Annotated in this window: 17 protein-coding genes; 8 read left to right on the top strand and 9 right to left on the bottom strand. The window is 60.7% G+C overall.

Annotated features, from left to right (window positions below):
* Positions 1-30 precede the first annotated feature (30 nt).
* From IPM20_12015 to thiO, 3 genes are all read right to left on the bottom strand, one after another.
* Positions 31-390, bottom strand: coding sequence for a hypothetical protein (locus tag IPM20_12015; GenBank protein ID MBK9132346.1), 360 nt, complete (start codon positions 388-390; stop codon positions 31-33).
* Positions 387-7,667, bottom strand: coding sequence for a hypothetical protein (locus tag IPM20_12010; GenBank protein ID MBK9132345.1), 7,281 nt, complete (start codon positions 7,665-7,667; stop codon positions 387-389). The genes IPM20_12015 and IPM20_12010 overlap by 4 nt, the downstream gene beginning before the upstream one ends.
* Positions 7,668-8,137: 470 nt before the next feature.
* Positions 8,138-9,217, bottom strand: a complete 1,080-nt coding sequence (gene thiO, locus IPM20_12005) for a glycine oxidase ThiO (GenBank protein ID MBK9132344.1) — start codon at positions 9,215-9,217, stop codon at positions 8,138-8,140.
* A gap of 208 nt (positions 9,218-9,425) precedes the next feature.
* On the opposite strand from thiO, the gene IPM20_12000 reads away from it, so the two are divergent.
* The 7 genes from IPM20_12000 to IPM20_11970 all read left to right on the top strand — a co-directional run bounded on the left by IPM20_12000 (position 9,426) and on the right by IPM20_11970 (position 16,387).
* Positions 9,426-9,911, top strand: a complete 486-nt coding sequence (locus tag IPM20_12000) for a GspH/FimT family pseudopilin (GenBank protein ID MBK9132343.1) — start codon at positions 9,426-9,428, stop codon at positions 9,909-9,911.
* A gap of 14 nt (positions 9,912-9,925) precedes the next feature.
* A complete protein-coding gene (gene pilV / locus IPM20_11995) occupies positions 9,926-10,399 on the top strand; it encodes a type IV pilus modification protein PilV (protein MBK9132342.1) in 474 nt (157 codons plus the stop codon).
* Positions 10,396-11,433: a PilW family protein gene (locus IPM20_11990; GenBank protein ID MBK9132341.1), complete on the top strand. Its 1,038-nt coding sequence runs from the start codon at positions 10,396-10,398 to the stop codon at positions 11,431-11,433. Before pilV ends, IPM20_11990 begins: the two co-directional genes overlap by 4 nt.
* 22 nt (positions 11,434-11,455) lie before the next feature.
* A complete protein-coding gene (locus IPM20_11985; GenBank protein ID MBK9132340.1) occupies positions 11,456-11,968 on the top strand; it encodes a pilus assembly protein PilX in 513 nt (170 codons plus the stop codon).
* A gap of 51 nt (positions 11,969-12,019) precedes the next feature.
* Positions 12,020-15,568: a hypothetical protein gene (locus IPM20_11980; protein MBK9132339.1), complete on the top strand. Its 3,549-nt coding sequence runs from the start codon at positions 12,020-12,022 to the stop codon at positions 15,566-15,568.
* An 80-nt stretch (positions 15,569-15,648) separates the two neighbouring features.
* Positions 15,649-16,005, top strand: a complete 357-nt coding sequence (locus tag IPM20_11975; protein MBK9132338.1) for a hypothetical protein — start codon at positions 15,649-15,651, stop codon at positions 16,003-16,005.
* Positions 15,980-16,387, top strand: coding sequence for a type IV pilin protein (locus IPM20_11970; GenBank protein MBK9132337.1), 408 nt, complete (start codon positions 15,980-15,982; stop codon positions 16,385-16,387). The genes IPM20_11975 and IPM20_11970 overlap by 26 nt, the downstream gene beginning before the upstream one ends.
* Before the next feature lie 93 nt (positions 16,388-16,480).
* On the opposite strand, the gene ispH is transcribed toward IPM20_11970, so the two are convergent.
* The 5 genes from ispH to murJ form a co-directional block, all read right to left on the bottom strand.
* Positions 16,481-17,437, bottom strand: a complete 957-nt coding sequence (gene ispH, locus IPM20_11965; protein MBK9132336.1) for a 4-hydroxy-3-methylbut-2-enyl diphosphate reductase — start codon at positions 17,435-17,437, stop codon at positions 16,481-16,483.
* Between the two features lie 61 nt (positions 17,438-17,498).
* Positions 17,499-17,999 (bottom strand): signal peptidase II, encoded by a 501-nt coding sequence (gene lspA, locus IPM20_11960; protein MBK9132335.1) that lies wholly within the window; start codon positions 17,997-17,999, stop codon positions 17,499-17,501.
* The gene (gene ileS / locus IPM20_11955; GenBank protein MBK9132334.1) at positions 17,996-20,821 is read right to left on the bottom strand and encodes an isoleucine--tRNA ligase; all 2,826 of its coding nucleotides are present in this window, start codon (positions 20,819-20,821) and stop codon (positions 17,996-17,998) included. The genes lspA and ileS overlap by 4 nt, the downstream gene beginning before the upstream one ends.
* Before the next feature lie 52 nt (positions 20,822-20,873).
* The gene (gene ribF, locus IPM20_11950) at positions 20,874-21,848 is read right to left on the bottom strand and encodes a bifunctional riboflavin kinase/FAD synthetase (protein ID MBK9132333.1); all 975 of its coding nucleotides are present in this window, start codon (positions 21,846-21,848) and stop codon (positions 20,874-20,876) included.
* Between the two features lie 70 nt (positions 21,849-21,918).
* Entirely contained in the window at positions 21,919-23,499 is a 1,581-nt protein-coding gene (gene murJ, locus IPM20_11945) for a murein biosynthesis integral membrane protein MurJ (protein ID MBK9132332.1), read from the bottom strand.
* 221 nt (positions 23,500-23,720) lie between these two features.
* Between murJ and rpsT the strand changes: the two genes are divergently transcribed.
* On the top strand, positions 23,721-23,987 hold the full coding sequence (rpsT, locus tag IPM20_11940; protein MBK9132331.1) for a 30S ribosomal protein S20: 267 nt from the start codon (positions 23,721-23,723) through the stop codon (positions 23,985-23,987).
* Between the two features lie 93 nt (positions 23,988-24,080).
* On the opposite strand, the gene IPM20_11935 is transcribed toward rpsT, so the two are convergent.
* The gene (locus IPM20_11935) at positions 24,081-25,208 is read right to left on the bottom strand and encodes a glutamate 5-kinase (protein MBK9132330.1); all 1,128 of its coding nucleotides are present in this window, start codon (positions 25,206-25,208) and stop codon (positions 24,081-24,083) included.
* Between the last annotated feature and the right edge of the window lie 44 nt (positions 25,209-25,252).

The following is a 25,252-nucleotide window of genomic DNA, read 5'->3' as shown; positions in this document are numbered from 1 at the left end:
CCGGAAACCTAGGTGGTTCAGTTGATGCCTTCATTTAGCAATAATAGCCAATGCCAAGCAGGCTACTATCAGATACAACCCAACCATTTCGTATACTTTATAAGAAATTGTGAATGACGCCCGTGTAGAAAGAAATAATTCTTCATATAACCATCTATTCCACATAAAAAACGCTGCCACAAGAGTAAACGCGCCAAAAACTATACCTGCATTAATTTGAGGGAACGTGAAAAATATTCTATAAAAAGCTACAAAGGAGAAAAGTACAATCAAATACTTCCTGATTCTTGCCAACTCATCGCCATTTTTATACCGGAGAAATATCAACACAAAGGAAGGAACAAATAAAAAAATGAGCACCCTAAACCATATTTCGTCGCCGAGCGTCACTTGCAATATTCCTCCGCTCCGGCTCCTGCGGCGCCATTGAGCAACAAATCCAAACCAATGCCAACAGCTACAGCGCTTTTTCCGGGAAAGCCCGCTATAAAACCACTCGCTAAACCGGTGAGGAAACCTTCCCCCGCATTAGCAAAAGCATCACCTAGGCTTCCACCACCACCCAAATAGGTGCCGAAAAATGCGCCTGCGGCACCTCCAATTGCCCCAGCAGCGGCGCCTGTAATAGGGTTAAGCGCTATTTCTCCATCAAGATCATAAAGATTAGTTGGATCATTTAACACATATCCATAGAGATTCGCATCACCACCCTGAAATATTATTGGATCCTTCGCTGTCCATCTTCCAGTTTCCGGGTCGTAATCTCTCGAGCCAAACCTGACAAGGCCTGTATGTTGATCGTATAACCCGCCGGCGAAGCCAAAGGGCTGGAAGCCGGGGTTGGTGTCATTGATGATCCTGCCCCAGACGTCATAGTCGATGCGCTGAACGATCGAGCCATCGCTGACATCAATGACCAGCCTTGGGCTTCCCAGATGATCGGAGAGAATGCGATAAACCACGCCGTCCCGGATCATATAGCTGGGCACATTGGGTTTCTCGGCATAGACGAAACGAGAAACGATGTCACCCGCACCGTCGATCTCAGCCACCGGATTCAATTGATCCTGGTACAGGAAACCCTGAACCAGGGTACCGTTCACCTTCTTTCCGACCCGGCGGTTTCTTCCGTCGATGACGTACTCGATGTCGACATCCCCCGGCAGGATGACATGACGCAGATTGCCGAGCGCGTCGTAGTCATAGGAGGTCGTCATGCCCGCCTCCATCTTGCCCGCGAGGTCGCCATTAAGGGAATAGCTGTAGGTCTTGTTGCCGAAGGTCAGCAGCCTGTCCTGTGCGTCGTAAGCGGCGACCGGCGTACCGTTCTGGTGGGTGCGATTGCCGTTGGCGTCATACCCCCAGGTGGTTGTGACACCGTCGCGGGTTACGCCTATGAGGCGCCCTGCCAGGTCGTACGCGTAGCTCTCGGCGACACTGGCGCCATCCAGGGTTTCACTCCTGCCCGTGATCCTGCCCAGTGCGTCACGACTGTAGGCATACCCGGCTATCAGGCTTCCATCGATACTCGCCGTATGCCCGATCAATTCGGCAGCACCGTTGTATGAGTCGGTCGTGGTGATGCCAGCCAGTTCAGTTCCGTTCAACAAGCCATTGGCGGCATCCCGGGTGATGCCCAACTCCCCTGCACGGGTCATCAGGCCATCATTGTCGTAGCCATACGCGATCATATCACCGTTGATTCCGACCCCGGTCCGCCAGAAGTTGGTGTCATAGACATAACTCACCGCGCCGCTCACGTCTCCACTCATCGTCTCGGACATCGGCAGGAAACCGTCCCAGGTGTAGTCCAGGCGGGATTCCTGGGTCGTGAGCTGGCTTAATCGGCCTGTCTCGGACGCGTAAGCGTAAAGATATTGTCCCTGGGGCGAGCCGAGCACACTCAACCGTCCGCCGAAATCATAATCGAATGTCACCGACTGACCATCTGGACGCTCGATCCGGGTCAGTTGTTTGTCCAGGTTATAGCGATAACGGGTTACGGTGTCGACGCCCGGGAGATGCGGCGGGACATACTGCTCCTCCTGATTCAGCGCCGTGTATTCGAACAGATGTGCTTCCCGGCCCGGCGGGGTAATCGATACGAGATTTCCGCCCGGATCATAGCGGTAGTCGATCACGCGGCCGTCGGGCAGTGTCTGACGAGTCACGCGCCCCGCCGGATCGTGATCGAAATCGGCGACTCGCCCCAGTGTATCGGTGACCGTATCCAGGAAACCGCTGGCATCATAAGACAGGATGGTCGTCCGCGCGCCCACTCCGTCGCCCTGGACGATCGTTGCGAGCCGGCCGCGCGCATCATATTCATACGATATCGGGTCGAGTCCATTGACGTCCCTCTGCCGGATGCGCCCCTGATCATCCACCTTCGTCAGAATGGCGCGCGCTTCCGGACTCGTGACAGAAATGCTTTGCGCCGCCACGTCGTAGGTCCTGGTCGAGATCCGCCCGTTGACGTCGATGACGTCACTCACGAAAAGGTCAGTTGCGGGAATGATGGTGCGCTGGACACTGGTACTCGAACTCAGGCCAGACGGCGTCGCCGATGCAAGGTTTGTCAGGATCGGAGCCAGCATCCCAAGACGTGGGTCGGGGCCCGACCGTGTCGATATTGTGGTTCCATCGGTATCAATCGAAATCGCCCGGCCGTCGTTATAGGTCGTTCGTCTTGTCTGGGTGCCGTCTGGATAGGTAATTCCTTTAACCACTCCACCCACCGCCAGCACATCCAGGGGATTGAAGACGACCTCTTCCGTCTGGTAAATGGTGGTTTTCCCCAGCGCAGACGTCATATTCACTCGATGCCCCTTGGGCAGGATACTCCTGGACAGGCCCCAATACCCACCCAAAGGACCTTCATCGCGTACCAGCCTTCCGAACGAATCATATTGCATCAGTGAACTACTGCCGCGTGGATCTGTCACCCTCTGCAGGAGCCCGCCGGGCAGATAGGAGAACCCGTAGGTTTCCCCGGCCGGATTCGTCATACTCGCCAGATAGCCGTCTCCGCCCAGAGTCGCGGTGGTGCGGAGATTATCGGGGCTGTCGATCGCGACGAAGCCATGATCAAGCGGATTTCGCTCGATGAGCGTTGTATTATTGTCACCGTCTATGATCTGCGTTAAATAGTTCGCACCGTCGTAGTCGAACCGGTAAATGAGCGATCCCGTATAGGCATTCACCGTACCCAGGTGACGCCCATACTGATCGAACTGGTAGATTTCACCGCCGTCACTCGATGGGATGCTGATATCCTCACCGCTGAAGCGGGGATACAATGCCGCGATGACATAGACACGACTGTCATCCGGCTGCGGAAGATAGATATCTCCATCTGGACCCACTGCCAGACTTCCCGCGGATGTCAGTGCTGTGTTGATCGGCAGTCCGTTATCTGACACAGACCCGCTTTCCCCGTTTCCGGCAATCGTAATGATCGTGCCGTCGGAACGAACCCGGCGGATTCTCTGGTTGGTGGCGTCAGCAATGAGCAATTCACCATCCGCGTTCAGGGCCAGTCCATCAGGGTTTCGGAACGTTGCCGAGTTTGCCGGCCCTCCGTCGCCGGAAAATCCGAATTCCCCGGTTCCTGCGTAGGTATGTATGATGCCGGTGGTATCGATACGGCGGATGCGTTGGTTATTCGGCTCCGAGAAGATCAGGCTGCCATCGGGCGCAACGACCATATCACCGACAGTCGTCAGCCATGCCTCCGACGCCGGTATCCCGTCACCGTTATAGCCATGCTCGCCGGAACCCGCGAAATACCTGACGTGGCCGTCAGGCGTGACCTCGAAGATCCTGTTTCCCTCTGTACCGAGGCTCGAAACGTATATACGCCCATCCGGCCCGAACGCCATCGCGCCCGGGAAGAACAGAATGAAATCCGTGGCAAGACATCCGTCCGTGGCACTGATACCGGATGGTCGACCGGTTCTTGGGTTCAATTCACCCGGGCAACCTGACACAGTAGAACCATCACTCGGAGTCACGCTAGAACCAACCACTGTAGTTACGCTGCCGTTGGCGTCTACTCGGCGTATTCTATTGTTGCCGGTATCACTGATATACAGTGAGCCGTCCGCCCCGATCTCAACCCGTGAGGGCTCATCGAATTCCGCGGATGTTGCCGTCCCATTGTCACCGCTAAAGCCGGAACTGCCATTACCTGCATAGGTGGTAATGATCCCATCAGGCGTGATACGCCGAACGCGATAGTCGAACGGATCGGCGATGTACACACTGCCATCATTCCCGACCGCGACGTCCCGCGGACTGGTGAGTTGGGCGGTCAACGCAGATCCCCCATCACCCCCATGCCCGGAAACCCCGTTGCCAGCCATAGGCACAATAATACGGTTCAGATTCAGATAGCGGCTATCGGCACTGCGCCTTTCGCCGTTTCCCTTATGCAGTACCTGACCATTCGGGTCGTAGAAGTGGTGCTCTGAAAGCGTCCACCCTCCCATACCATGGCTCCGGCTGTCCCAGGTATCTGCCGGAGCCAGTTTCATCCATTTGGCATAACTCGTACGAACATCGCCACGCTCGCGAGCACGCGCCTCATTGAAGCCGCCGGGTAAACTGGCAAAGGCTCGCATACCTTCGAGGGTCGGCGGATAATAAATCAGCGGAAAGACATACTCGATTTGGACAAACGCATTCTGCAGGCCCTGCATGCGACGACCATAGACATCCAACCCATCCCACGTAAAGGTCACCACCTGATTTGTCGCGCGCGAATAGGTCTTCTCAATGCGCCGGCCACCCACATGAACGCGGAGAATAATTCTCCTCAGCGAGGAAGGTGTCGTATCGCCGCTGATCCGTATTTGCAATCTGTTCGCCGTCGTCCGGCCCGGGACACGATCACTGCGGTAATGCAGGGAAAACGGAGTACCTGCGATATCCAGCATCTCTCCCAGCACCTGATTCTGGCATTCGATAATCGAACCGCCCCGGCATTCCGGGTCATCCAGCTTTTCCGAACCTTCATCGAGTATTTCGACATCAGGCCAGTCAACGTCTGCGGGTGGCCCATAGGGCCAGTTATAGTCCCAGGGCGAGAAATGAGAAACCGGGACACGCCACAGACTCTGCCCTGCGGAATACAACGATGCGAGCTGTTGCCGTTCTTCGGGGCTGATACCCAGCTCGGCCAGGACAGAAGCATCGGCGGGCTCGCCACTGCCATCCACATCAAGACTGGCCATGCCGTTATCGTCAGCGAGGACTTGGACGATCAATCCGTTCCCGGACGCTATCCACGCGGCCTTGTGCCTGTCATAGTATCCCGAGGGAACGATCCAGCCGACCGGGAAGTCGAGAAAATTCTCCACATACGACATCACCGGCTGATTGAATCGAATGCTATCGGCGCCTGCCGCCATCGCCTCATCCACACTGAAATCCACTGCATAGGTATAACCGCTTGCCGGCGGCAGCTCCCCGGGCATGGCCTGGGGTCCATTCTCCCCCACCGAATATTCAGTTGCCCGTACATTCATGGTCTCCAATGCCTGGACTGAACCGTCCGGCATTACCAATTCCGCTACCGTTCCCGGCAGGAACAGCAGGGTGGCCTGTCTGAATCCGTCGGGATCGGACACCTCGTTACCACGCGCGACCTGCATCACGGAATGATCCAGATCGATCGTTGTGACCGCGGAATCGACAGGCACCATTACTACATCAGGCAGCACCGTGTAGACCTGCCATGGAACACTTATCGTACGCTGCACGGGTAGATATCCTTCCCGCTGATAGTCGATGGTCAGATAGCCGCCGCCGTTGACCGCCAGATCGAACATGCCATCCGTACGGGTCAGGGTCTGACCGTATTCGGGGTGCAAGCGCACTGAAATTACGACACCGGGAATCGAATTATTGCCACGATCCAGGACCAGACCGCGAAGCACCGCCGCCCTCCGAGGCTCGATGGTGCCGGCGGACATCCCGGTCTGGACAGGATTGTTCCCGGCGTAGAGAAACTCGGTGGACTCGAAGAGATTTGTCGCCACGGTCGGATCGAGCGGAGAGGCTATTGCACTCGGGTCTGGGGGCAATCGCGCACCCGGAATATCATCGCTCCGGTTTGGGTCGCTCCCTCCTGCGATTTCCCTGCCATCTTCGAAACCGTCTCCGTCCGTGTCAGTCTGAAGTGGATTGGTAAAAAATTGACTGACTTCTACTCCATCCGACAGCCCATCACCGTCCGAATCCGCATTCAGCGGGTCGGTGTGATGAAGATTGACCTCATCACCGTCACTGAGACCGTCGCCATCGGAATCGAGGGATCCCGGGTCAGTTCCGAGTTCAAGCTCCTCCATATCGGAGAGACCATCGCCATCGGAGTCCGGAATGACAACCTCGGTCACATTGATCTGCGCGGTATCGGGATCACTATCCAGGAGACCATCGCTGACGATCAGCTGAACTACATAGATACCCGGAATATCCGCGACCAGTTCGGCGAACTCCGAGTTTCCATCGCGAATAAATGCACTGCTATCCGAAGGCATGGCCACGAGAGACCACTGATAACCCAGGACATCGGCATCGGCATCCGTGGAACCGCTACCATCAAGTGTGATGCTGTCGCCGGTGAAGGCATCGATATCATTCCCGGCTCTTGCGACTGGACGGGAATTCTGCGTGGTGATCACAACACGATCCGGTACGCTGACCAGGCTTCCATCATCCACGATGAGATCCAGCTCGTACGCCCCCGGCTGGTCCACGTAGAAAGCAGGACGTTCGATGAAAGGATTATCCAGTGCCGCGGCGCTGTTCTCGGGACGCGCCGAGAGAACCCATTGATAAGTCAATGGATCCCCATCCGTATCGCTGGATCCGGTTCCGTCGAGCAGAACTGTATCACCCACAAACACGGTCTGGTCCGGCCCGGCGTGGGCTACCGGGATCGAATTCAACGTCGATATCCTCACCGTGTCTGGGACGCTGTCTGCCCGTCCGTCGTTGACGGTCAACTCCAGCCGATAGTCACCGAAGGCATCCAGCGTGAAACTCGGCGTCGGCCCGTCGTCCCCTGAAAGCATAGCGGCGCTTCCCTGCGGGATGGCGAGGAAACTCCAGTGGTAGTTCAGCAGATCCCCGTCCACATCCGTGGAACCGGTCCCATCCAGGACGACTGTCTCGCCTACACGCGCCGTGGTGTCCGGCCCGGCGTCGGCCACGGGTGGTGCATTTGGCGACACGGACCCGGGTCGATAAATCCGGGGAGAAAATACCAGGGCGGTGTTTCTCTTCGGCTTCTTGAAGATCACCACGCGCGCATGTCGCTCTCCGGGGGCGAGCACCGGATCGAGGATACGATGGAATGGAATCCCTTCCGCACTGACTGATCCCGGCCAGATCACCGAGGTGGCAGCGGGAGCAATACCTTCGATCGCAAGATAGGCAGGCCCGAGAAGCGGCGCGCTTCCAGTATTGAAGAATGTCACCACATAGGTTTCATAGTTGTTGAACGGGTTGAAATCGGTTTTGATCGATGTGATTGATACGTTGTCGTCCGGCTGTATCCCGCTGAAGGAGATCGCTGCGTACGCGCGCGAACTCATCATCAGAATCCCGAGACACAGAACGATCCATATTCCGGTGCTGGATCCACGATCAGACACGCTCATCTCGCCCCCCGTTCAGATTCCCTGGGTGATTACCATGCCTCCGCCATCCCGAGGAATTTATTCGGGACTAGCGGAAGCGCGATACGGGGAGCGGAGATCGAAGATTATCCGGACCGGATGACTGCGATTTCAGCGTGTCGGATGCACGCCCGAGCTACCGGGCTGACACACGCGCATGCAGAACAATGATCTCCATCAGGATGATCTGATCCATTACATGACACTCCCTGTCATTGCATCCTCATTCCTTGAGGATGTCTTCGCCCGATGCGGCCGGGCGTGGAGCCTATTTATGGCGCAACTCTGCGCCTGGATCCATTACCTATGAGTCCTAACCGTGACGGTCTAAGAATATTTGAGGAGACTGAGCCAGAATATCTCTGGCAACCAGGGCTGAACGCACAGATCATCCTGACAACCCCGCAAAACGAGGACATTGACGTTCAATAATCTGAGTTAGAGGTGAAGAACTAGCGCAGGATCGAGTAATCCGCCGGATTCAGCTCGCTCTTACGACCCAGCACCAGATCCGCCATCAGCCGCGCGCTCGCCGGGGCGAGCAGTAGGCCATTGCGGAAATGTCCGGCATTGACAAACAAGCCCCGCACTTCGGGGACAGCGCCTATATAAGGTATCTCGCTCGGCGTGCCGGGGCGCAGGCCGGACCAGTGGTGCTCGATCTCGCACTCGGCGAGGCCGGGCGCCAGCAACTCGGCCGCGCGCTGAAGTTCCGCGCGCGCCTCCGCCGTGGTCTCCTTGGCGAACCCGGCGTCCTCGACCGTGCTACCGACCAGGACGAGACCATCGCGGCGCGGGATTGCATAATGCCCCGCGGCGAGCAGGATGCGGCGGAGAAATCCGGGCCTGGCGCGATAGAGCAGCATCTGACCGCGCACCGGCGCGACGTCGATATGAATGGACAAGGTATCGAGCACGCGCCCGCTCCAGGCGCCGGCGGCGATGATGACAACGTCGGCACGCAGGGTCTCGCGCTCCGTGCGCACGCCGTCGATGCGACCTTCACGCTGGAGGATGTCAGTCACGGCGGTCTGTTCATGCAACTCGACGCCGCGGCGTTCAAGGTCGGCGCGCATGGCGCGGATCAGCCGCGGGTTGCGGATCTGCGCCATGTCGGGAAGCCACAATGCACGCTCGACCGGACGGCAGGCGGGTTCGAGCGCAGCGATCCGACGTGGATCATCGATCAGTTCAAGCGCGGCGCGATGTTGCTTTGCCCACGCCATCGCCGCCTCGGCATCACCGGTATCCAGCACGAGCAAGCCGCTGGGTTCCCATTCCGGGTCGATGCCGGTATCCGCGGCCAGCTCGCGCGCCAGCCCCGGGTAGTGCCGCTGCCCCCAAGCCGCCAACGCGGTGGCCGGGTCGGGCAGGCGCCAGGGATAGAGCGGCGAGAGGATGCCACCACCCGCCCAGGACGACTCGCCGCCGAGGAGACTGCGCTCGACGATGCGTACGCGGCAACCCGCCCGCGCCAGTTCGCGCGCGCTGAGCATCCCGATGATTCCGCCTCCTACGACGATGCATTCCATTAAGAATCCTGCCCTTTTCCACCCCAGCGCGGGCGCCGCACCGGAACATGAAATATTTCACAAATGCGGCCGATATGAAAGGGACGCAAGGTCTCGACCGGAGAGAATTTCATTGATTATTCAAGTAATAAAGCCGTTCGTCCGGCGATGGCAACCGTCCGTCCGAATTCAAATGACCCGTTGCGGGGCGAGTGATATCACTGTAGCCATGAAAAAGACACATACAGGTTTCACCCTGATCGAGCTGATGCTCACGCTGGTCATCGCCGGAATACTCCTGGGCATGGCGGTGCCGTCCTTCACCGCCACGATCCGGAACAACCGGCTGACCGCGGAGGCCAACAATCTGGTGACCGCGTTCAACATCGCACGCTCCGAGGCCGTCAAGCGGCGCGCCACGGTCACGGTGTGCCCCAGCACGAATCAGACGAGCTGCAATGGCGACAGCTGGGACGACGGCTGGATCGTGCTGGATGACGGCACGAATGAGGTGATCCAGGTTTTTTCGGCCATGAAGGGCCATCCGACGATCGACAGCACGGCGGACAGCGTGCAGTACACCGCGGCCGGGTTCCTGAACGGCGGCGCAGCGGTCTCCATCGGGATCTGCATGGACGGCAGCGACCAGGGTCGGCAGATCGATATTACCGCCACCGGCCGTCCGAACAACCTGACGCCGTACCCCGAGTGTTGAGGAGGAATTCGAGGATGCTCACACTGCGACATCACAAAGCGGCCGGCAAGGAACGCGGCTTCACGCTGATCGAGGTCCTGGTCACCGTGATCATCCTGGCGATTGGCCTGCTGGGACTGGCCGGACTTCAGCTCGGCGGACTGCGTTACAGCTTCAGCGCCTACCAGCGCTCCCAGGCAACCATCATGGCAAACGACATCGTCGACCGCATGCGCGCCAATCGCACCGTCGCCGAAGCGGGCGGTTATGACATCGATCTCGGCGACGATCCCGGCGAGGAAGACTGCACGGGCACCGGCGCGAACTGTTCCGCGGCAACCATGGCGGACGCCGACCTCTTTGAATGGAAACAGTCACTGGCGGATACGCTGCCCGCAGGCGACGGCGCGATCGCGAACAACGGCGGTACGTTCACGATCACGATCCAGTGGGATGATACCCGCGGTGAGGAAGCCGCCAAGACACTAGCCGTGGATACCGTGTTATGACTCCGTCCCGATTCGATATCTCATCCATCCACCGTCAACGGGGCCTGAGCCTGGTCGAATTGATGGTGGCGATCACCATCAGCCTGATCCTGCTCGCCGGCGTGGTGCAGATCTTCCTCAGCAGCAAGACGTCCTACCGACTGCTCGAGGCAACGTCCCGCGTCCAGGAGAACGGCCGTTTCGCCGTCGGCTTCATCACCGAGGACGTGCGCATGGCCGGCTACCGCGGCTGCTACCGGGATACTCCGGCAAACATCGAGGCCGGAATCAGCAGCCCGACATCCTTCAACTGGGATTATGCGACCGCAATCCAGGGCAATGAATGGACCGGCGCGGCCTGGAGCCCGGGGTTGAACGCCCTGGTCGCCGGCCAGGTGGTGAATGGAAGCGACGTGCTGATCACGCGCGGACTTGCAGATGACGGGGTCAACCTGACCGCGACTTCGACCTCGACCCAGATCTTCGCCTCCGATACCAGCAACATCACCAATGGCGACATCATGATCGTCAGCGACTGTACGCAATCGTCGGTCTTCCAGGTGACCAGCCAGACCAGCGCCGCTGGCAGCGTAACCCTAAACCATGCCACCGGAGGGGCCTGGACGCCAGGTAACGCCAGCTCCAGCCTGGCGCGGCTCTATGGCGTCGATGCCCAGGTGGGACGTCTGGTCACCAATGTCTATTACATCGGCACCGGCGCCAGCGGCTCTCCCGCCCTGTTCCGCCAGTCGACTCAGCCAGGCGGAGCCATACAGGCACAGGAGCTGGCCGAAGATGTCGAAAACATGCAGGTTCTCTACGGAGAAGACACCGATAACGACGGTGTTGCCAACCGCTATGTCACGGCCAACAACGTCGGCACGTGGAATGATGTCGTAAGTGTGCGCGTCAGCCTGCTGATTCGCAGCGAAGACAATATCTCGTCCTCCGCCCAGACCTACACCTACAACGATACCGAAACCACGGCGGCTGACCGGCGTGTGCGCCGCATCTTCAACACCACCATCAAGATCCGCAACAGAGGACTGCTCTGAGGCTTTGTCACGGAGAATATCGATGAACACCAAGTTCGCACGTCAACAAGGATCCACCCTGGTCATCAGCCTGATGATCCTGATCGTGATGACCCTGATCGGCATTACCGGCATCGCCTCTTCCACCCTCGAGGAGAAGATGGCCGGCAACACGCGCGACCAGGCGCTCGCCTTCCAGGCGGCGGAGGCGGCGTTGCGGGATGGCGAGCAGTACTGGGGCAATATCGTGTCGCTCGCGGCTGCGTTCAATGGGGCCACCGCGGGACTCTATCCCCAGGGCAATCACCCCGACGTTCTCGATGAAGACACCTGGGACAACTCCAGAACTTATACCGGCACGATTGCGGGTGTCAAAGAGCAGCCGCACTTTATCATCGAACTGCTGGGACAGATACAGACCAATACCGATGATCTCAATATCGGCGGCTATGGCGAATCCAGCGGCTTGTCCACCCCGTTCGTGGCGCGTGTTACGGCGCGCGCCGTGGGCGGCACGGACAATACCGTCGTTATCCTGCAATCGAATGTCCTGTAAGTTCACAGACCAAAGAAAATCTCATCGTCGCTTCCTTTCAGGAGTCACGTCATGAACACGATCAAACCTACCCTGCAGCGCTACCTGTCCGCCTTCGGCGTACTGGCTCTGAGCTTCGCACCAGGCATCACGCAGGTCATGGCGGCGCCCGGCACCATTTCTCAGGTCCCTCTCTACGTTGGCCCCTCGGTCGAGCCTAACGTGATGTTCCTGGCGGACGATTCGGGCAGCATGGACTGGGGACTCATGACATCGGAGACCGACGGCATCATGTACCTGGGTGGAAACGACTATTATTACAGCCAACCGGAAGCGGGGCCGAGCACCCTCGACTGGTATTGGGTCGTCCCTTCTGAGGAGTACATGATCAATGTGAAGGGTGTCGCCGCGCCCGCTCAAGGTGTCTGGCGCGCCTGGAACCACAATTACAACACGCTGTATTACAATCCGGCGGTGACCTATACCCCATGGGCGGGCCTGAACAGCAGCGGTGTTGCCTATGCCAATGCGAGCCCGACAGCGGCGCGTGTAAACCCCTATTCGTCCTCATCCAGCACGGTAGATCTGACCAAGAAGACCACTTCCTATGCCTCGGACTACCCGGGGTTCTCCAGTTTCACGGTCACCAACTTCTATCCGGCGCGCTACTACACCTGGACCGACAGCAATAGTAACGGCGTCGTCGATGCCGGAGATGCGCATACCCTGGTGGAGATCACCAACATCTCCACCAGCATGACCCCAACGCCGCCTTCGAGCTACACCGGAAGTGCTGATCGCACCGACTGCGCGGCCCGGCCGGTATGTACCTACGCGGAAGAAATCAAGAATTTCGCCAACTGGTTCTCCTACTACCGCAAGCGCGAACTGACCACCAAGGCCGCGATCAGCCTGTCCGCCGCGGGAATCACCGGTGTTCGCATGGGATATGCCACCATCAATAACAATAACAGCGTCGGCATCAAGGTTGCCTCCATGAACCTCGACCCGAAGACCGGAAACAAAAAGAAGCTCTATGAAAAGCTGTTCAAGTCCGATTCCAGCGGCGGCACTCCGCTGCAGACAGAACTGCGCGACACCGGCAAATACTTCGAGTGCAAATCCGGCAACATCCTGGGCGTCAGCGGATCGAATTGTCCGATCCTGCCCGCGGCTCAAGGCGGTCAGTGCCAAAAGAACTTCGCCATCCTGATGACGGACGGTTTTTATAACGGCAGCTCACCGAGCCTGAGTCCTTCCAACAGCGATGGTGACGGCAATACCGACTTTGATGGATCGACGTACGCTGATGGATACAGCAATACACTGGCCGATGTCGCCATGCACTACTATGAGCGCGACCTCGCGACGTCGCTCGCGAACGAGGTCCCGGTATGGGCGGATTCAGTCGACCAGGCAAAGCATCAGCACATGAACACCTTTACCGTCGCCTTTGGCGTCGAAGGCACACTGGACCCGTTTGGCACCAAGACTCCCGGCGACCTCACTGATACCGATCCCACCGCGGCGGGCTTCAGCTGGCCAAATCCCACCAGCGGGAATGCTGAGAAAATCGACGATCTCTGGCATACCGCATACAACGGTCGCGGCCAGTTCTACAGCGCACAGGATGCGACGACCCTGGCGAAAGGATTGGCGGACGCCTTTGCCAGCGTCACGCGCGGGACGAGTTCCTCCTCGGCCGTGGCCTTCAACACCACCACGCTCGATACCGGAAGCCGGGTCTACCAGGCAACCTTCAATCCATCCGACAACTGGCACGGCGACCTGCTCGCCTATGAACTCTCCATGGACGGCACGATCGCGACAACCCCGGCCTGGCACGCCTCCGATGTGCTCGACACCATGACCCCGGCGAATCGGGTGATATTCACCTATAACGAGACCACGAAGCAGGGCATCGCGTTCAAAACCCTGGCGAACCTGTCCACCAAGCAGCAGAACGATCTGAACATGAGCCCCTCCGGCAGTGCCGACGGGCTCGGTCAGGCGCGCCTGGATTACCTGCGCGGTGTACGCACGGACGAGGATGCCGGAAACTTTTTCCGTGAGCGCACCAATGTCCTCGGAGACATCGTCTATTCCAACCCGGTCTATGTCGGCACTCCGCAATCGGGGTACAGCGACAATGCCGCCTTCGGCGGCGGCACATACAGCAGCTTCAATCCTTCCCGCGCCCCGGTTATCTACGTGGGATCGAACGATGGCATGTTGCACGGATTCTCGGAATCCGATGGCCAGGAGGTGTTTGCCTATGTCCCGAACATGCTCTTCTCGAGCGCCGCAAACGAGGGCCTGCACTATCTTACCGATCCGGCCTATGGACATCGCTATTACGTCGACCTGAGCCCAACGGTAGCGGATGTCTATCTTAGCGGTTGGAAGACGGTCCTGATCGGCGGTTATCGGGCCGGCGCCCGCGGACTGTTCGCCCTTGATGTCACTGACCCCGACGGCATTACTGATTCGAATGCGAACTCCACTGTACTGTGGGAGTTCACCAGCAATGACAACATTGATCTCGGTTACACCTTCAGCAAACCAACCATGGCGCTGATGGAAAACAACAAGTGGGCGGCCGTGTTCGGAAACGGCTATAACGACCAGGGCGACGGCAAGGCCAAGCTGTTTATTCTTTACCTGCAGGAAGGCATGGACCGCACATGGAGCGTCGGCGACTACAAGGTAATCTCGACTGGCGTCGGTTCTTCGGGCGACCCCAATGGGTTGTCCACGCCCGCCCTGGTCGATACCGACGGCAATGGCAAGGCCGATCGGGTCTACGCCGGCGACCTGAAGGGCAATCTGTGGGCCTTCGATCTGTCGGATCCCGACACCGATGCGACCTGGAGCGTTGCCTACGGCAAGGCGCTTTTCAACGCCTCTGAGCCCGCCGGGACTCCGCAGCCGATCACCTCCAAACCCGTGGTCGCGCGCAACCCGGCGACCTCGCTCACCGTCGATAATAGCCCCAACATCCTGGTGTTCTTCGGCACCGGTCAATACATAGTAAATGGCGACAAGACCAGCACCAGCACACAGACCTTCTACGGCGTATGGGACAACAACGATGTGGGCAGCGGCTCTACGCTCACTCGCTCCAGCCTGTGGGAACAGGAACTGGATGGAAGCTCGACCACGGATATCCGGGTAGTAACGGGTGATTATGAGGACGGAAACTACGGCAGCCAGTATGGCTGGTACTTCGACCTGCCGACCTCGGGCGAGCGCGTCGTTGTCGACCCCAAGATTCGCGGCGAGTACGTCTTCTTCAATACACTGATCCCGGATCCCAACACCTGCAATACGCAGGGCTACGGCTGGCTGATGGCGCTCAGGATGGTCAACGGCGGCGAACCGAAGAAACCCGTCTACGACATCAATAATGATGGCGAAATCGATGAGAACGACCAGATCGGCGACGATGACGACAAGAAGAACCCGAGCGGCGTTCGCCTCGACGGCATCCCGGCAGGCTCGAACTTCCTGGATGACTACATGTACACGCCGGATGACGATGGCAAGATCGATGTGCGCATGATCGATGCCGGAGAAACCACGACCCGCGGCCGTCTGTCCTGGCGCGAGGTCAGCCAGTGACCGACCCGGGATCTGCGATCGTATCCCGAAATCGTAATGGAGATATTCCTATGAAAATAAGATTTCATAAACTCATACTGATGGCCGCCGCCCTGGCGCTCGGTTCACCGGCCTTCGCCGCCGGCCTGCCGGATTACTATCCGCAGAGATTCGATCGCTGGGGGATAATCGACCAGGTTGATCTCGACAGTCGCATCCTCGTGATCAACGACGTCAGTGTCAAGATTGCACATGACCTGCACGTTTACACGATGAACACCCGATTTGCCGCGCCGCAATCTCTGAAGCGAGGCATGAAAGTCGGCTTCGGAACGACGGGCAGCCGGGCGCTCACCGGCGCCGTCTCCGAGTTGTGGATACTCCCCGCTGACTACACACCACCGCCGCCCGGCACCGAAACCCCGATGGAGAATGAAAGGAGAAAGGGCCGTGAATAAGAAAGGAGACCTGGGCTTCACCCTGATCGAACTGGTCATGGTCATCGCCATCATTGGCATACTGATGGCGATCGCAATACCTGCATATACCAGCAGCACCACCAAGGCACGCCGCGCCGACGGGCAGACCGCCCTGATGGATGTGATGGTACGGCAGGAACGCTTCTACACCGAGAACAACACCTACACGACGAATCTCGCCAACCTGCCGGCGGCGACCAGTTCACCCGAGGGTTACTACACGATCTCGGCCGCCGCGTGTGGTGGATCGACCATCGACAGTTGCGTGATCCTGACGGCGACCGCCGGAACGGCTCAATCCAGTGACGGCAATCTGACCCTGAACTCGCGTGGACAGAAGCTGCCCGCGGACAAATGGTGATTCAAAAAACAGCGCTGGGTAACGCGGGGACAGATTTCAAATCTGTCCTCGCGCTTTGCTACGAGATTTGGTGTTTCTGACTTTCACCAAGGCCTAACTCCTCAGCTCTGTCTTGATCACCTGCAACTCCCGCGGCAGGGTGAAGATCACATGCTCGGGATTGCCGTCGATGTCCTCGACCGAGTCGGCGCCCCACTCGCGCAAGCGCGCGATCACCTCCCTGACCAGGATCTCCGGCACGGAAGCCCCGGCGGTGACACCAATCATTTTGCGTCCTGACAGCCACTCGCGCCGGATCTCACCGGCGGAATCGATCAGATACGCGGGGACACCGCTCTTCTCGGCGATCTCGCGCAGCCGGTTCGAGTTCGAGCTGTTGCGTGAACCGACCACCAGCACCAGATCGCTTTGCCTCGCCAACAGCTTCACCGCGTCCTGGCGATTCTGGGTCGCATAACAGATGTCATCCTTGCGCGGTCCATGGATGGCGGGGAAGCGCGCACGCAGGATGGTGATGATCTCGGCCGTATCATCCATGGACAGTGTCGTCTGCGTCACGAAGGCGAGATCCTCGGGATTCAACACGTCCAGACGCCGGGCGTCCTGCGCGGACTCGACCAGATAGATGCGCCCGTGTCGACCGCCGGCATATTGTCCGAGCGTACCCTCGACCTCGGGGTGGCCAGCATGGCCGATCAGAATGCACTCGCGCCCCGCCTGGGCGTGGCGCACCACCTCGAGATGGACCTTGGTCACCAGCGGACAGGTGGCGTCAAACACTTTGAGGCCGCGTCGGTCGGCCTCGCTGCGAACGGCCTGCGAAACGCCGTGGGCGGAAAAGATCACGCTGGCGCCGTCGGGCACCTCGTGCAGTTCCTCGACGAAGACGGCGCCCTTCTCGCGCAGGTCCTGCACCACGAAGCGGTTATGCACCACCTCATGACGCACGTAGACCGGCGCCCCGAAGATTTCCAGCACGCGCTCGACGATCTCGATGGCGCGGTTGACGCCGGCGCAGAACCCGCGCGGATTGGCCAGAATAACTTGCATGAACGACCTTGACCCCAATTGTCCGGCAGGAGGGATGCCCTGCCGATGCGTGAAGCGATGATTATACCTCGCCCCTTTTCCTGACAGCCAGCGCATCCAGGATCAGCAGCGCGGCCCCGATACTGATGGCGGAATCGGCCACGTTGAACGCCGGCCAGTGCCAGGCTCCATAATATACATCGATAAAATCCACCACATAGCCGTGCTGGAGTCGGTCCCACAGATTGCCGAGCGCCCCGCCGAGCACCAGCGCAAGCCCGGCGGCCAGGCGCCGCTGGCTCCCGGGGAGCCGCCGCAGCCAGACCAGGATCGCCACGCTGACGGCGAACGCCAGCGCGGTGAAGAACCAGCGCTGCCAGCCCGCGGCCGTGCTGAGGAAGCTGAAGGCGGCGCCGCGGTTATGTACCCGGGTGATGTCCAGGAAGGGCAGCAGCGGGATGCGTTCGTAAAGACTCAGCGTCGCGGCGATCCACGCCTTGGTCATCTGGTCGAGCACCAGCACGACGCCCGTCAGCCACAGCCAGCGCAGACTACCCGCGCGTGCGGCCCCAAGTTCGCTCATGCGTAACGGCGCTCTTCGCCCGCCCCGACCACGTTCTCGACACAGCGGCCGCACAGCTCGGGATGCGACTCGTCAAATCCCACATCCGCGCGATGGTGCCAGCAGCGCACGCACTTGGGATGACTCGATGCCTGCGCCCTGATCCAGAATTGCTCGCCCGCACCCGTCGCCGCGATGGCGTCAGCGGGACGGTCTCCGGCGGCATGCACGCGCGCATAGGAAGTGATCAACACGAAGCGCAGCTCGTCCCCCAGCCCGGTGAGCCGTCGGCGCAGATTCTCTTCGCAGTACAGATCCACCTCGGCATCGAGCGAGGAACCGATGGCGCCGTCGACACGTAGCTTCTCCAGTTCCTTGCTGATTGCTACCCGTACTTCGATGATCTGCTCCCAATCGAGAGCGTCTCCCACTTCACGATCGACGGAGGGCAACTGATACCACTCCTCCAGAAATACCGATTCGCCACGCTTGCCCGGGATATGGCGCCAGATATCCTCCGCGGTAAAACTCAGGATCGGCGCAATCCAGCGTGCCATGGCCTCGACCAGATGATACAGCGCGGTCTGCGCCGAACGGCGCGCACGGCTGTCGGCGCGCGTGGTGTACTGGCGGTCCTTGATGACGTCGAGGTAGAAGGCGCCGAGATCGACGGAACAGAAGTTATGCACCTTCTGATAGATGTGGTGGAACTCGTACCCCTGATAGGCCTGGCGGATCTCTTCCTGCAGTTGCCCGGCCCGCAGCAGGATCCATTGATCGAGGCCCAGTAATTCCTCCCGCGGCAGGCAATGTGCCGCCGGATCGAAACCATGGAGGTTGGCGAGCAGGAAGCGCGCGGTATTGCGGATGCGCCGATAGGCATCGGCCGTGCGCTTGAGAATCTCGTCGGACACGTTCATCTCGCCGCGATAGTCCGTCGCCGCCACCCACAGGCGCAGGATATCGGCGCCGAGACTGTTGACCACCTTCTGCGGCGCAACGACATTGCCGAGCGATTTGGACATCTTGCGCCCCTGCGCATCGACCGTGAACCCGTGAGTCAGCACCGCCCTGTACGGCGCATGCCCGTGCATCGCGACCGAGGTCAGCAGCGAGGACTGGAACCAGCCGCGGTGCTGATCCGAACCTTCCAGATAAAGGTCGGCAGGGAACGGCATCTCGCCGCCCAAGACGCAGAAGTGCGTCACGCCGGAGTCGAACCAGACATCGAGGATATTGGTGACCTTGTCGTACTCCCCGGCCTCGCTGCCAAGCAGCTCGGCGGGATCGAGATCGAACCAGGCGTCGATGCCGCCCTGCTCAACGCGCCGCGCGACCTGCTCGATCAGTTCCGCCGTGCGCGGATGCAGCGCGCCGCTCTGCCGGTGCACGAACACGGCGATGGGAACGCCCCAGGTGCGCTGGCGCGAGATGCACCAGTCGGGGCGCTTTTCGACCATGCCCTCGATGCGCGCCTGGCCCCAGGCCGGGATCCAGTCGACCCCGCCGCGGATCGCCCGCAGCGCTTCCCCGCGCAGGCCGCGCTGATCCATATTGATAAACCACTGCGGCGTGGCGCGGAAGATGATCGGTGTCTTGTGGCGCCAGCAGTGCGGATAGCTGTGGCGGACTGATTGCGCGTGTACGAGCGCGCCGCGCGCCTTGAGTTCCTCGATGACGCGGTCGTTGGCCTCGAACACGTGCAGGCCGGCGAAGATCGGCGTCTCCGGCAGGAAACACCCGCGACCGTCCACCGGATTGTCCACCCGCAGTCCATAACGCTGTCCGACCGCGTAGTCCTCCTGGCCGTGCCCGGGCGCCGTGTGCACGGCACCGGTTCCGGTCTCGGCAGTGACATGGTCACCCACGATCACCAGCACCTCGCGCTGATAGAACGGATGACGGAGCCTGGCGCCCTCGAGGTCGGCGCCCTTGCAATAGGCAAGGACGCGGTAATCCTCGATGCCGTAACGCACCATGGCATCCTTGAGCAACCGGTCCGCCAACAGCAGGCGCTCGCTGCCGCGCGCCGTCTCGCACTGAACCAGTACGTAATCGAAGTCGGGATTCAGCGCCACCGCCTGGTTGGCGGGCAGGGTCCATGGCGTGGTGGTCCAGATCACGATCGAGACGGGACCGTGGCCCTCGTGCCCGGGCACGTGGCGGCATCGCTCCAGCACCGACTCCTCGTCCAGCACCTCGAAACGCACGTCGATCGCCGGCGAAGTGCGCTCTTCGTATTCGACCTCGGCTTCCGCCAGCGCCGAACCGCAATCCACGCACCAGTGCACGGGCTTGAAGCCCTGATGGACATGCCCCCGCTCGATGATGCGTCCCAGCGCACGGATGATGCCGGCCTCGAAGGCATAGCCCATGGTCAGATAGGGATGTTCCCAGTCGCCCATGACGCCCAGCCGGCGGAAATCGGCGCGCTGCTGCTCGACCTGCTTGCCGGCATAGTCGCGGCAGGCCTGACGGAAGGCGCGCGCGTCCACCTTGTGCCCGGCCTTGCCGACCTTCTTTTCCACATTGAGTTCGATCGGCAGGCCATGACAGTCCCAGCCGGGCACGTAGGGGGCGTCGTAACCTTCCAGCGTCTTCGACTTGACGATGATGTCCTTCAGCACCTTGTTGACGGCGTGTCCGATGTGGATCTCGCCATTGGCGTAGGGCGGCCCGTCGTGCAGGATGAACTGGCGCCGTCCCTGCCGCGCTTCGCGCAGGTGCGCGTAGAGGTTCATCCGCTCCCACTCGGCGAGGAACTCCGGTTCGCGCGCAGCAAGGTTTGCCTTCATCGCGAAGCCGGTCTGGGGAAGATTGAGTGTGTCTTTGTAATCGGACATTCGATGGTCGCCGTTGAATAGAATTCGTCAGGTCAGGGGCTCGTGCCGCGGTTCAGCTGATGCCGGACAGACGCCGCTGCTCGATCAGACGGTGCTCGAAGAACTCGCGCGCGCGCATCTCGTCGCGGCGAATCTGTTGCTTGAGCGCCTCCAGGGACTCGAAGCGCGCCTCGTCGCGCAGCCGGGTCAGAAACTCCACCTGCAGATGGCGCCCGTAGAGGTCCCCGGCGAAATCCAGCAGGTGAACCTCGAGACGGCATTGGCCACCGTCCACGGTGGGGCGCATGCCGATATTGGCGATACCGGGCAGCGGCTCGCGCTCGAGCCCGAACACCTGCACGGCGAAGACTCCGGCGACAGGCGCACGACGTGAACCGCACTGGGTGCGGATACGCCGGTTCAGATGGATGTTTGCGGTCGGAAATCCGAGTTGGCGCCCACGCCGGTCGCCCTCCACCACCCGTCCGGAGAGCCGATAGCTTCGCCCGAGCAGTTTCTCCGCCGCCGCGAGATCCCCCTGTTGCAGTGCCGCGCGGATGCGCGTGCTGCTCACCCGCTCGCCCCCGATCTCGAAGGCGCGCATCACCAGCACCTGGAAATCGGCCTGTTGCAGTAGAGCCACGTCGCCGCGCCGCTCCCGTCCGAAACGGAAATCCCCCCCGATGACCAGGCAACGCACACCGAGCGACTCGACCAGCACCGTGCGGATGAAGTCCTGGGCCGCCATGTCCGCCAGCGCGCGATCGAAACGCAGGCACAGCACATGATCGACCGCATAACGGCGCAGTGTCTGCATCTTCTCGCGGAACCCGGTCAGGCGCATCGGGGCATCGTCCGGCCGGAAAAACTCCTGCGGGTGCGGTTCGAAGGTGATCACCACCGAGGGCAGTCCGAGTTCCGATGCCTTCTCCGCAAGCTGGCCGAGCACCGCCTGGTGACCCAGGTGGATGCCGTCGAAATTACCGATCGTGGCGACGCATCCGCCGTGGCGGAAATGACGTTGCCGGAAACCCCGCATCAATCGCATGACTGTCGTGGCCGCTCGAACCGTGACCTGTTAATCGGAAAGGATCCATTATAAACAAGGCGATGCGGTTTCACACGGCGTCCTTGCGCGGGCCCGGGGGATGCGCGATGTGGCGCCAGCGCAGACCCAGCACCCACAGACCGAGGACGTACACGACCAAGCCCGTCGACGTGCACAGCGCCAGCCGGAACACGCGGTCGTGCCAGCCTTGCCCGGCCCAGGTCGAGTCATCTCCGCTGATCAACACGAGTGAGAGAGTCATCACCGAAACCGCGGCAGCCACCTGAAGAATAAGGCGACGCCAGCCGGGCGCGGGGCGATACCATTGCTTGCGATGCAGTCGCGAAAACAGCAGCCCCGCGTTGAGAAATGCCGCCAGCGTGGTCGCCAGTGCCAGGCCCGCATGGGGCGCGGGGATGTTCCAGACCACCATGGGCGCCACGAAGACGATGTTCATGACGATATTGGCCAGCATCGCGACGACGCCGACGCGGACCGGTGTCACGGCGTCCTGCCGCGCGTAAAAGGCCGGCGCCAGCACCTTCACCAGGATGAAGCCGAGCAGGCCTAGGGCATAGGCCTGCAGACTCAGGGCGGCCATGCGGACGTCATTCGTGGTGAATTCGCCGTACTGGAACAGCGCGGCCAGCATCGGCCCGGCGAGCACATACAGGGCAGCCGCCGCCGGCATGCCGATCACGATCACCATGCGCAGGGCCCAGTCCAGCGTACGCGCGTAATCGTCGGGCGCGTCGGCCGCGTGCTGGCCGGACAGCCGCGGCAATATCACCGTCGCGAGCGCGATGCCGAAGACACCCAGCGGGAACTCCATCAGGCGTTCGGAGTAATACAGCCAGCTCACGCTGCCGGTGACGAGGAACGATGCGACCAGCGTGTCGATCAGCAGATTGATCTGCCCCACCGACGAACCGAAGATGCCCGGCAGCATCAGGCCCAGAATGCGCCGCACCCCGGGGTGGTCGCGTCGCCAGCGTGGACGGGGCAGCATGCGGATGGCGCGCAGGAACGGAAACTGGAACACCAGTTGGGCAATTCCCGCGAGCAGCACCCCCCAGGCGAGTGCGGTCACCGGCTCTTCCAGACGCGGGGCCAGCCAAAGCGTGGCACCGATCAGGCACAGGTTGAGCAGCGCCGGGGTGAACGCGGGGACGGCGAAGCGCCCGAAGCTGTGCAGGATACCGCCGGCCAGGGCGGTCAGCGATATGAACAGAATATACGGGAATGTCAGCCGCACCATCTGAACGGTGAGATCGTACTTCGCGGCATCCGCGAGGAATCCCGGCGCGAATACCAGCACGAGCAAGGGCGCCGCCAGGATGCCGAGCGCGGTGATCACGAGCAGCGATCCGCCCAGGATCCCGGCGGCGGCCGCCGCGAGTTCCCGCACCTCCTCCGCGCCATGCCGCACGCGATACTCCGCCAGCACCGGGACAAAGGCCTGGGAAAAGGAACCTTCCGCGAACAGTCGTCGCAGGAAATTCGGGATCCTGAACGCGACGAAGAAGGCGTCCGCGCCGGTGCCTGCACCGAAGACGCGCGCGATGACGATGTCCCGGATCAGCCCGAGGATGCGCGACAGGAAGGTCATCCCGCTCACGACCGCAGTCGATTTCAGCAGGCCATGGCTCACCGGATACACCCCCCTGCCGCCCCGAGCGGGACCTGATCCAGTCTCGGCGATAAAATCATTTATTATTTAATTATCAATTATTTATTGTTAATTTTGCACGAAACCCGCCGCCCCGGCGACCCGTTCCGGCTGAATCACGTGGGCGTCTTTTCAATTGACAAGAGAGATGAAAATCCGCATAGTAGTGCGCCTTTCGGACAGTTAATCACAGGAGTCGATCGTTGGCTAACACAGCACAGGCCAGAAAGCGGGCACGCCAGGCCGAGAAACACCGCACCCACAACGCCTCGTTGCGCTCGGCGCTGCGCACGGCGTGCAAGAGCGTCACTAAGGCGATCGATGCCAAGGACAAGGATCGCGCCGCGGCGGCCTACCAGAGTGCCGTGCCGGTCATCGACAAGATGGCGCGCAAGGGTTTCATCGACAAGAACAAGGCCGCGCGCCAGAAGAGCCGCCTCAACGCCCAGCTCAAGACCCTGCAGAGCTGACACCGAATTCAGATTTACTGCTGCTGCTTGCAAGCCGGCCATGTGCCGGCTTTATTTTTACCTGCATGTTTACCGGTGCGACCCGCGCCCTAATCAGATCAGCACCAGATTGTCCCGGTGCACCAGCTCCGGCTCGTCCTCATAACCGAGCAGTTCCTTGATCCGCTCGCTCGGCTGCCGCATGATCCGGCGCGCCTCGTCGGCGTTGTAATTGACCAGCCCGCGCGCGACCTCGCGGCCCTGCTGATCGACGCAGGCCACCAGTTCACCCCGCTCGAACTCCCCCCGCACCTCGACCACCCCGACCGGCAGCAGGCTGCGACCGGATTCGCGCAGGACGCGCGCGGCGCCATCATCCACGATCAATTGTCCGCGCACCTGCAACTGGCCGGCCAGCCATTGCTTGCGCGCCAGCAGCGGCCCCTGGGCCGGACGGATCAGAGTACCGACCTCCTCGCCGCGTCGGATACTGGAAAGGATCCCGGGGGTGCGCCCCCAGGCGATCAGCGTGGCCGCGCCCGAACGCGCGGCGCGGGTCGCCGCGCGCACCTTGGTCACCATGCCGCCCCGCCCCCAGGCGCCGATGCCGCCGCCCGAGGCCATGCGCTCGAGTTCGGGATCGCCGGCACGACCCTCGCTGATCATGCGGGCCTCCGGATGTTTGCGCGGATCGAGGTCGTACATCCCGGGCTGATCGGTCAGCAGCACGAGCAGTTCGGCCTCGACCAGGTTCGCTACCAGGGCGGCCAGGGTGTCGTTGTCGCCGAAGCGGATCTCCTCCACCGCCACCGTGTCGTTCTCGTTGATGATCGGCACCACACCCAGACCGAGCAGGGTGCGCAGCGTGCTGCGCGCGTTGAGATAACGCCGGCGGTCGGCCAGATCGTCGTGCGTCAGCAGCACCTGCGCCGTGCGCAGACCGAAGCGCTGGAAACTGTTTTCATAGGCCTCGACCAAGCCCATCTGCCCCACCGCCGCCGCCGCCTGCAATTCATGCAGGGCCTGCGGCCGGCGATCCCAGCCCAGCCGCTTCACGCCCTCGGACACAGCGCCGGAGGACACCAGGACGACCTCCGCGCCGTCGCCGCGCAACGCGGCGATCTGCTCCACCCACTGCGCCATCAGCGCGCGATCCAGTCCACGGCCTTCGTTGGTTAACAGGGAGCTGCCGACCTTGACCACCCAGCGCCGGGATCGACCGAGTTGTTCACGGGTTTTCATCGAACGGGTCTCAAGATTCGGGTCATAAGTCGGGACCTGCCGCC

Source organism: Gammaproteobacteria bacterium, assembly GCA_016716465.1.
In the GTDB taxonomy this organism is placed as follows: domain Bacteria; phylum Pseudomonadota; class Gammaproteobacteria; order SZUA-140; family SZUA-140; genus JADJWH01.
This window is presented reverse-complemented; position numbering and strand designations above follow the sequence as displayed.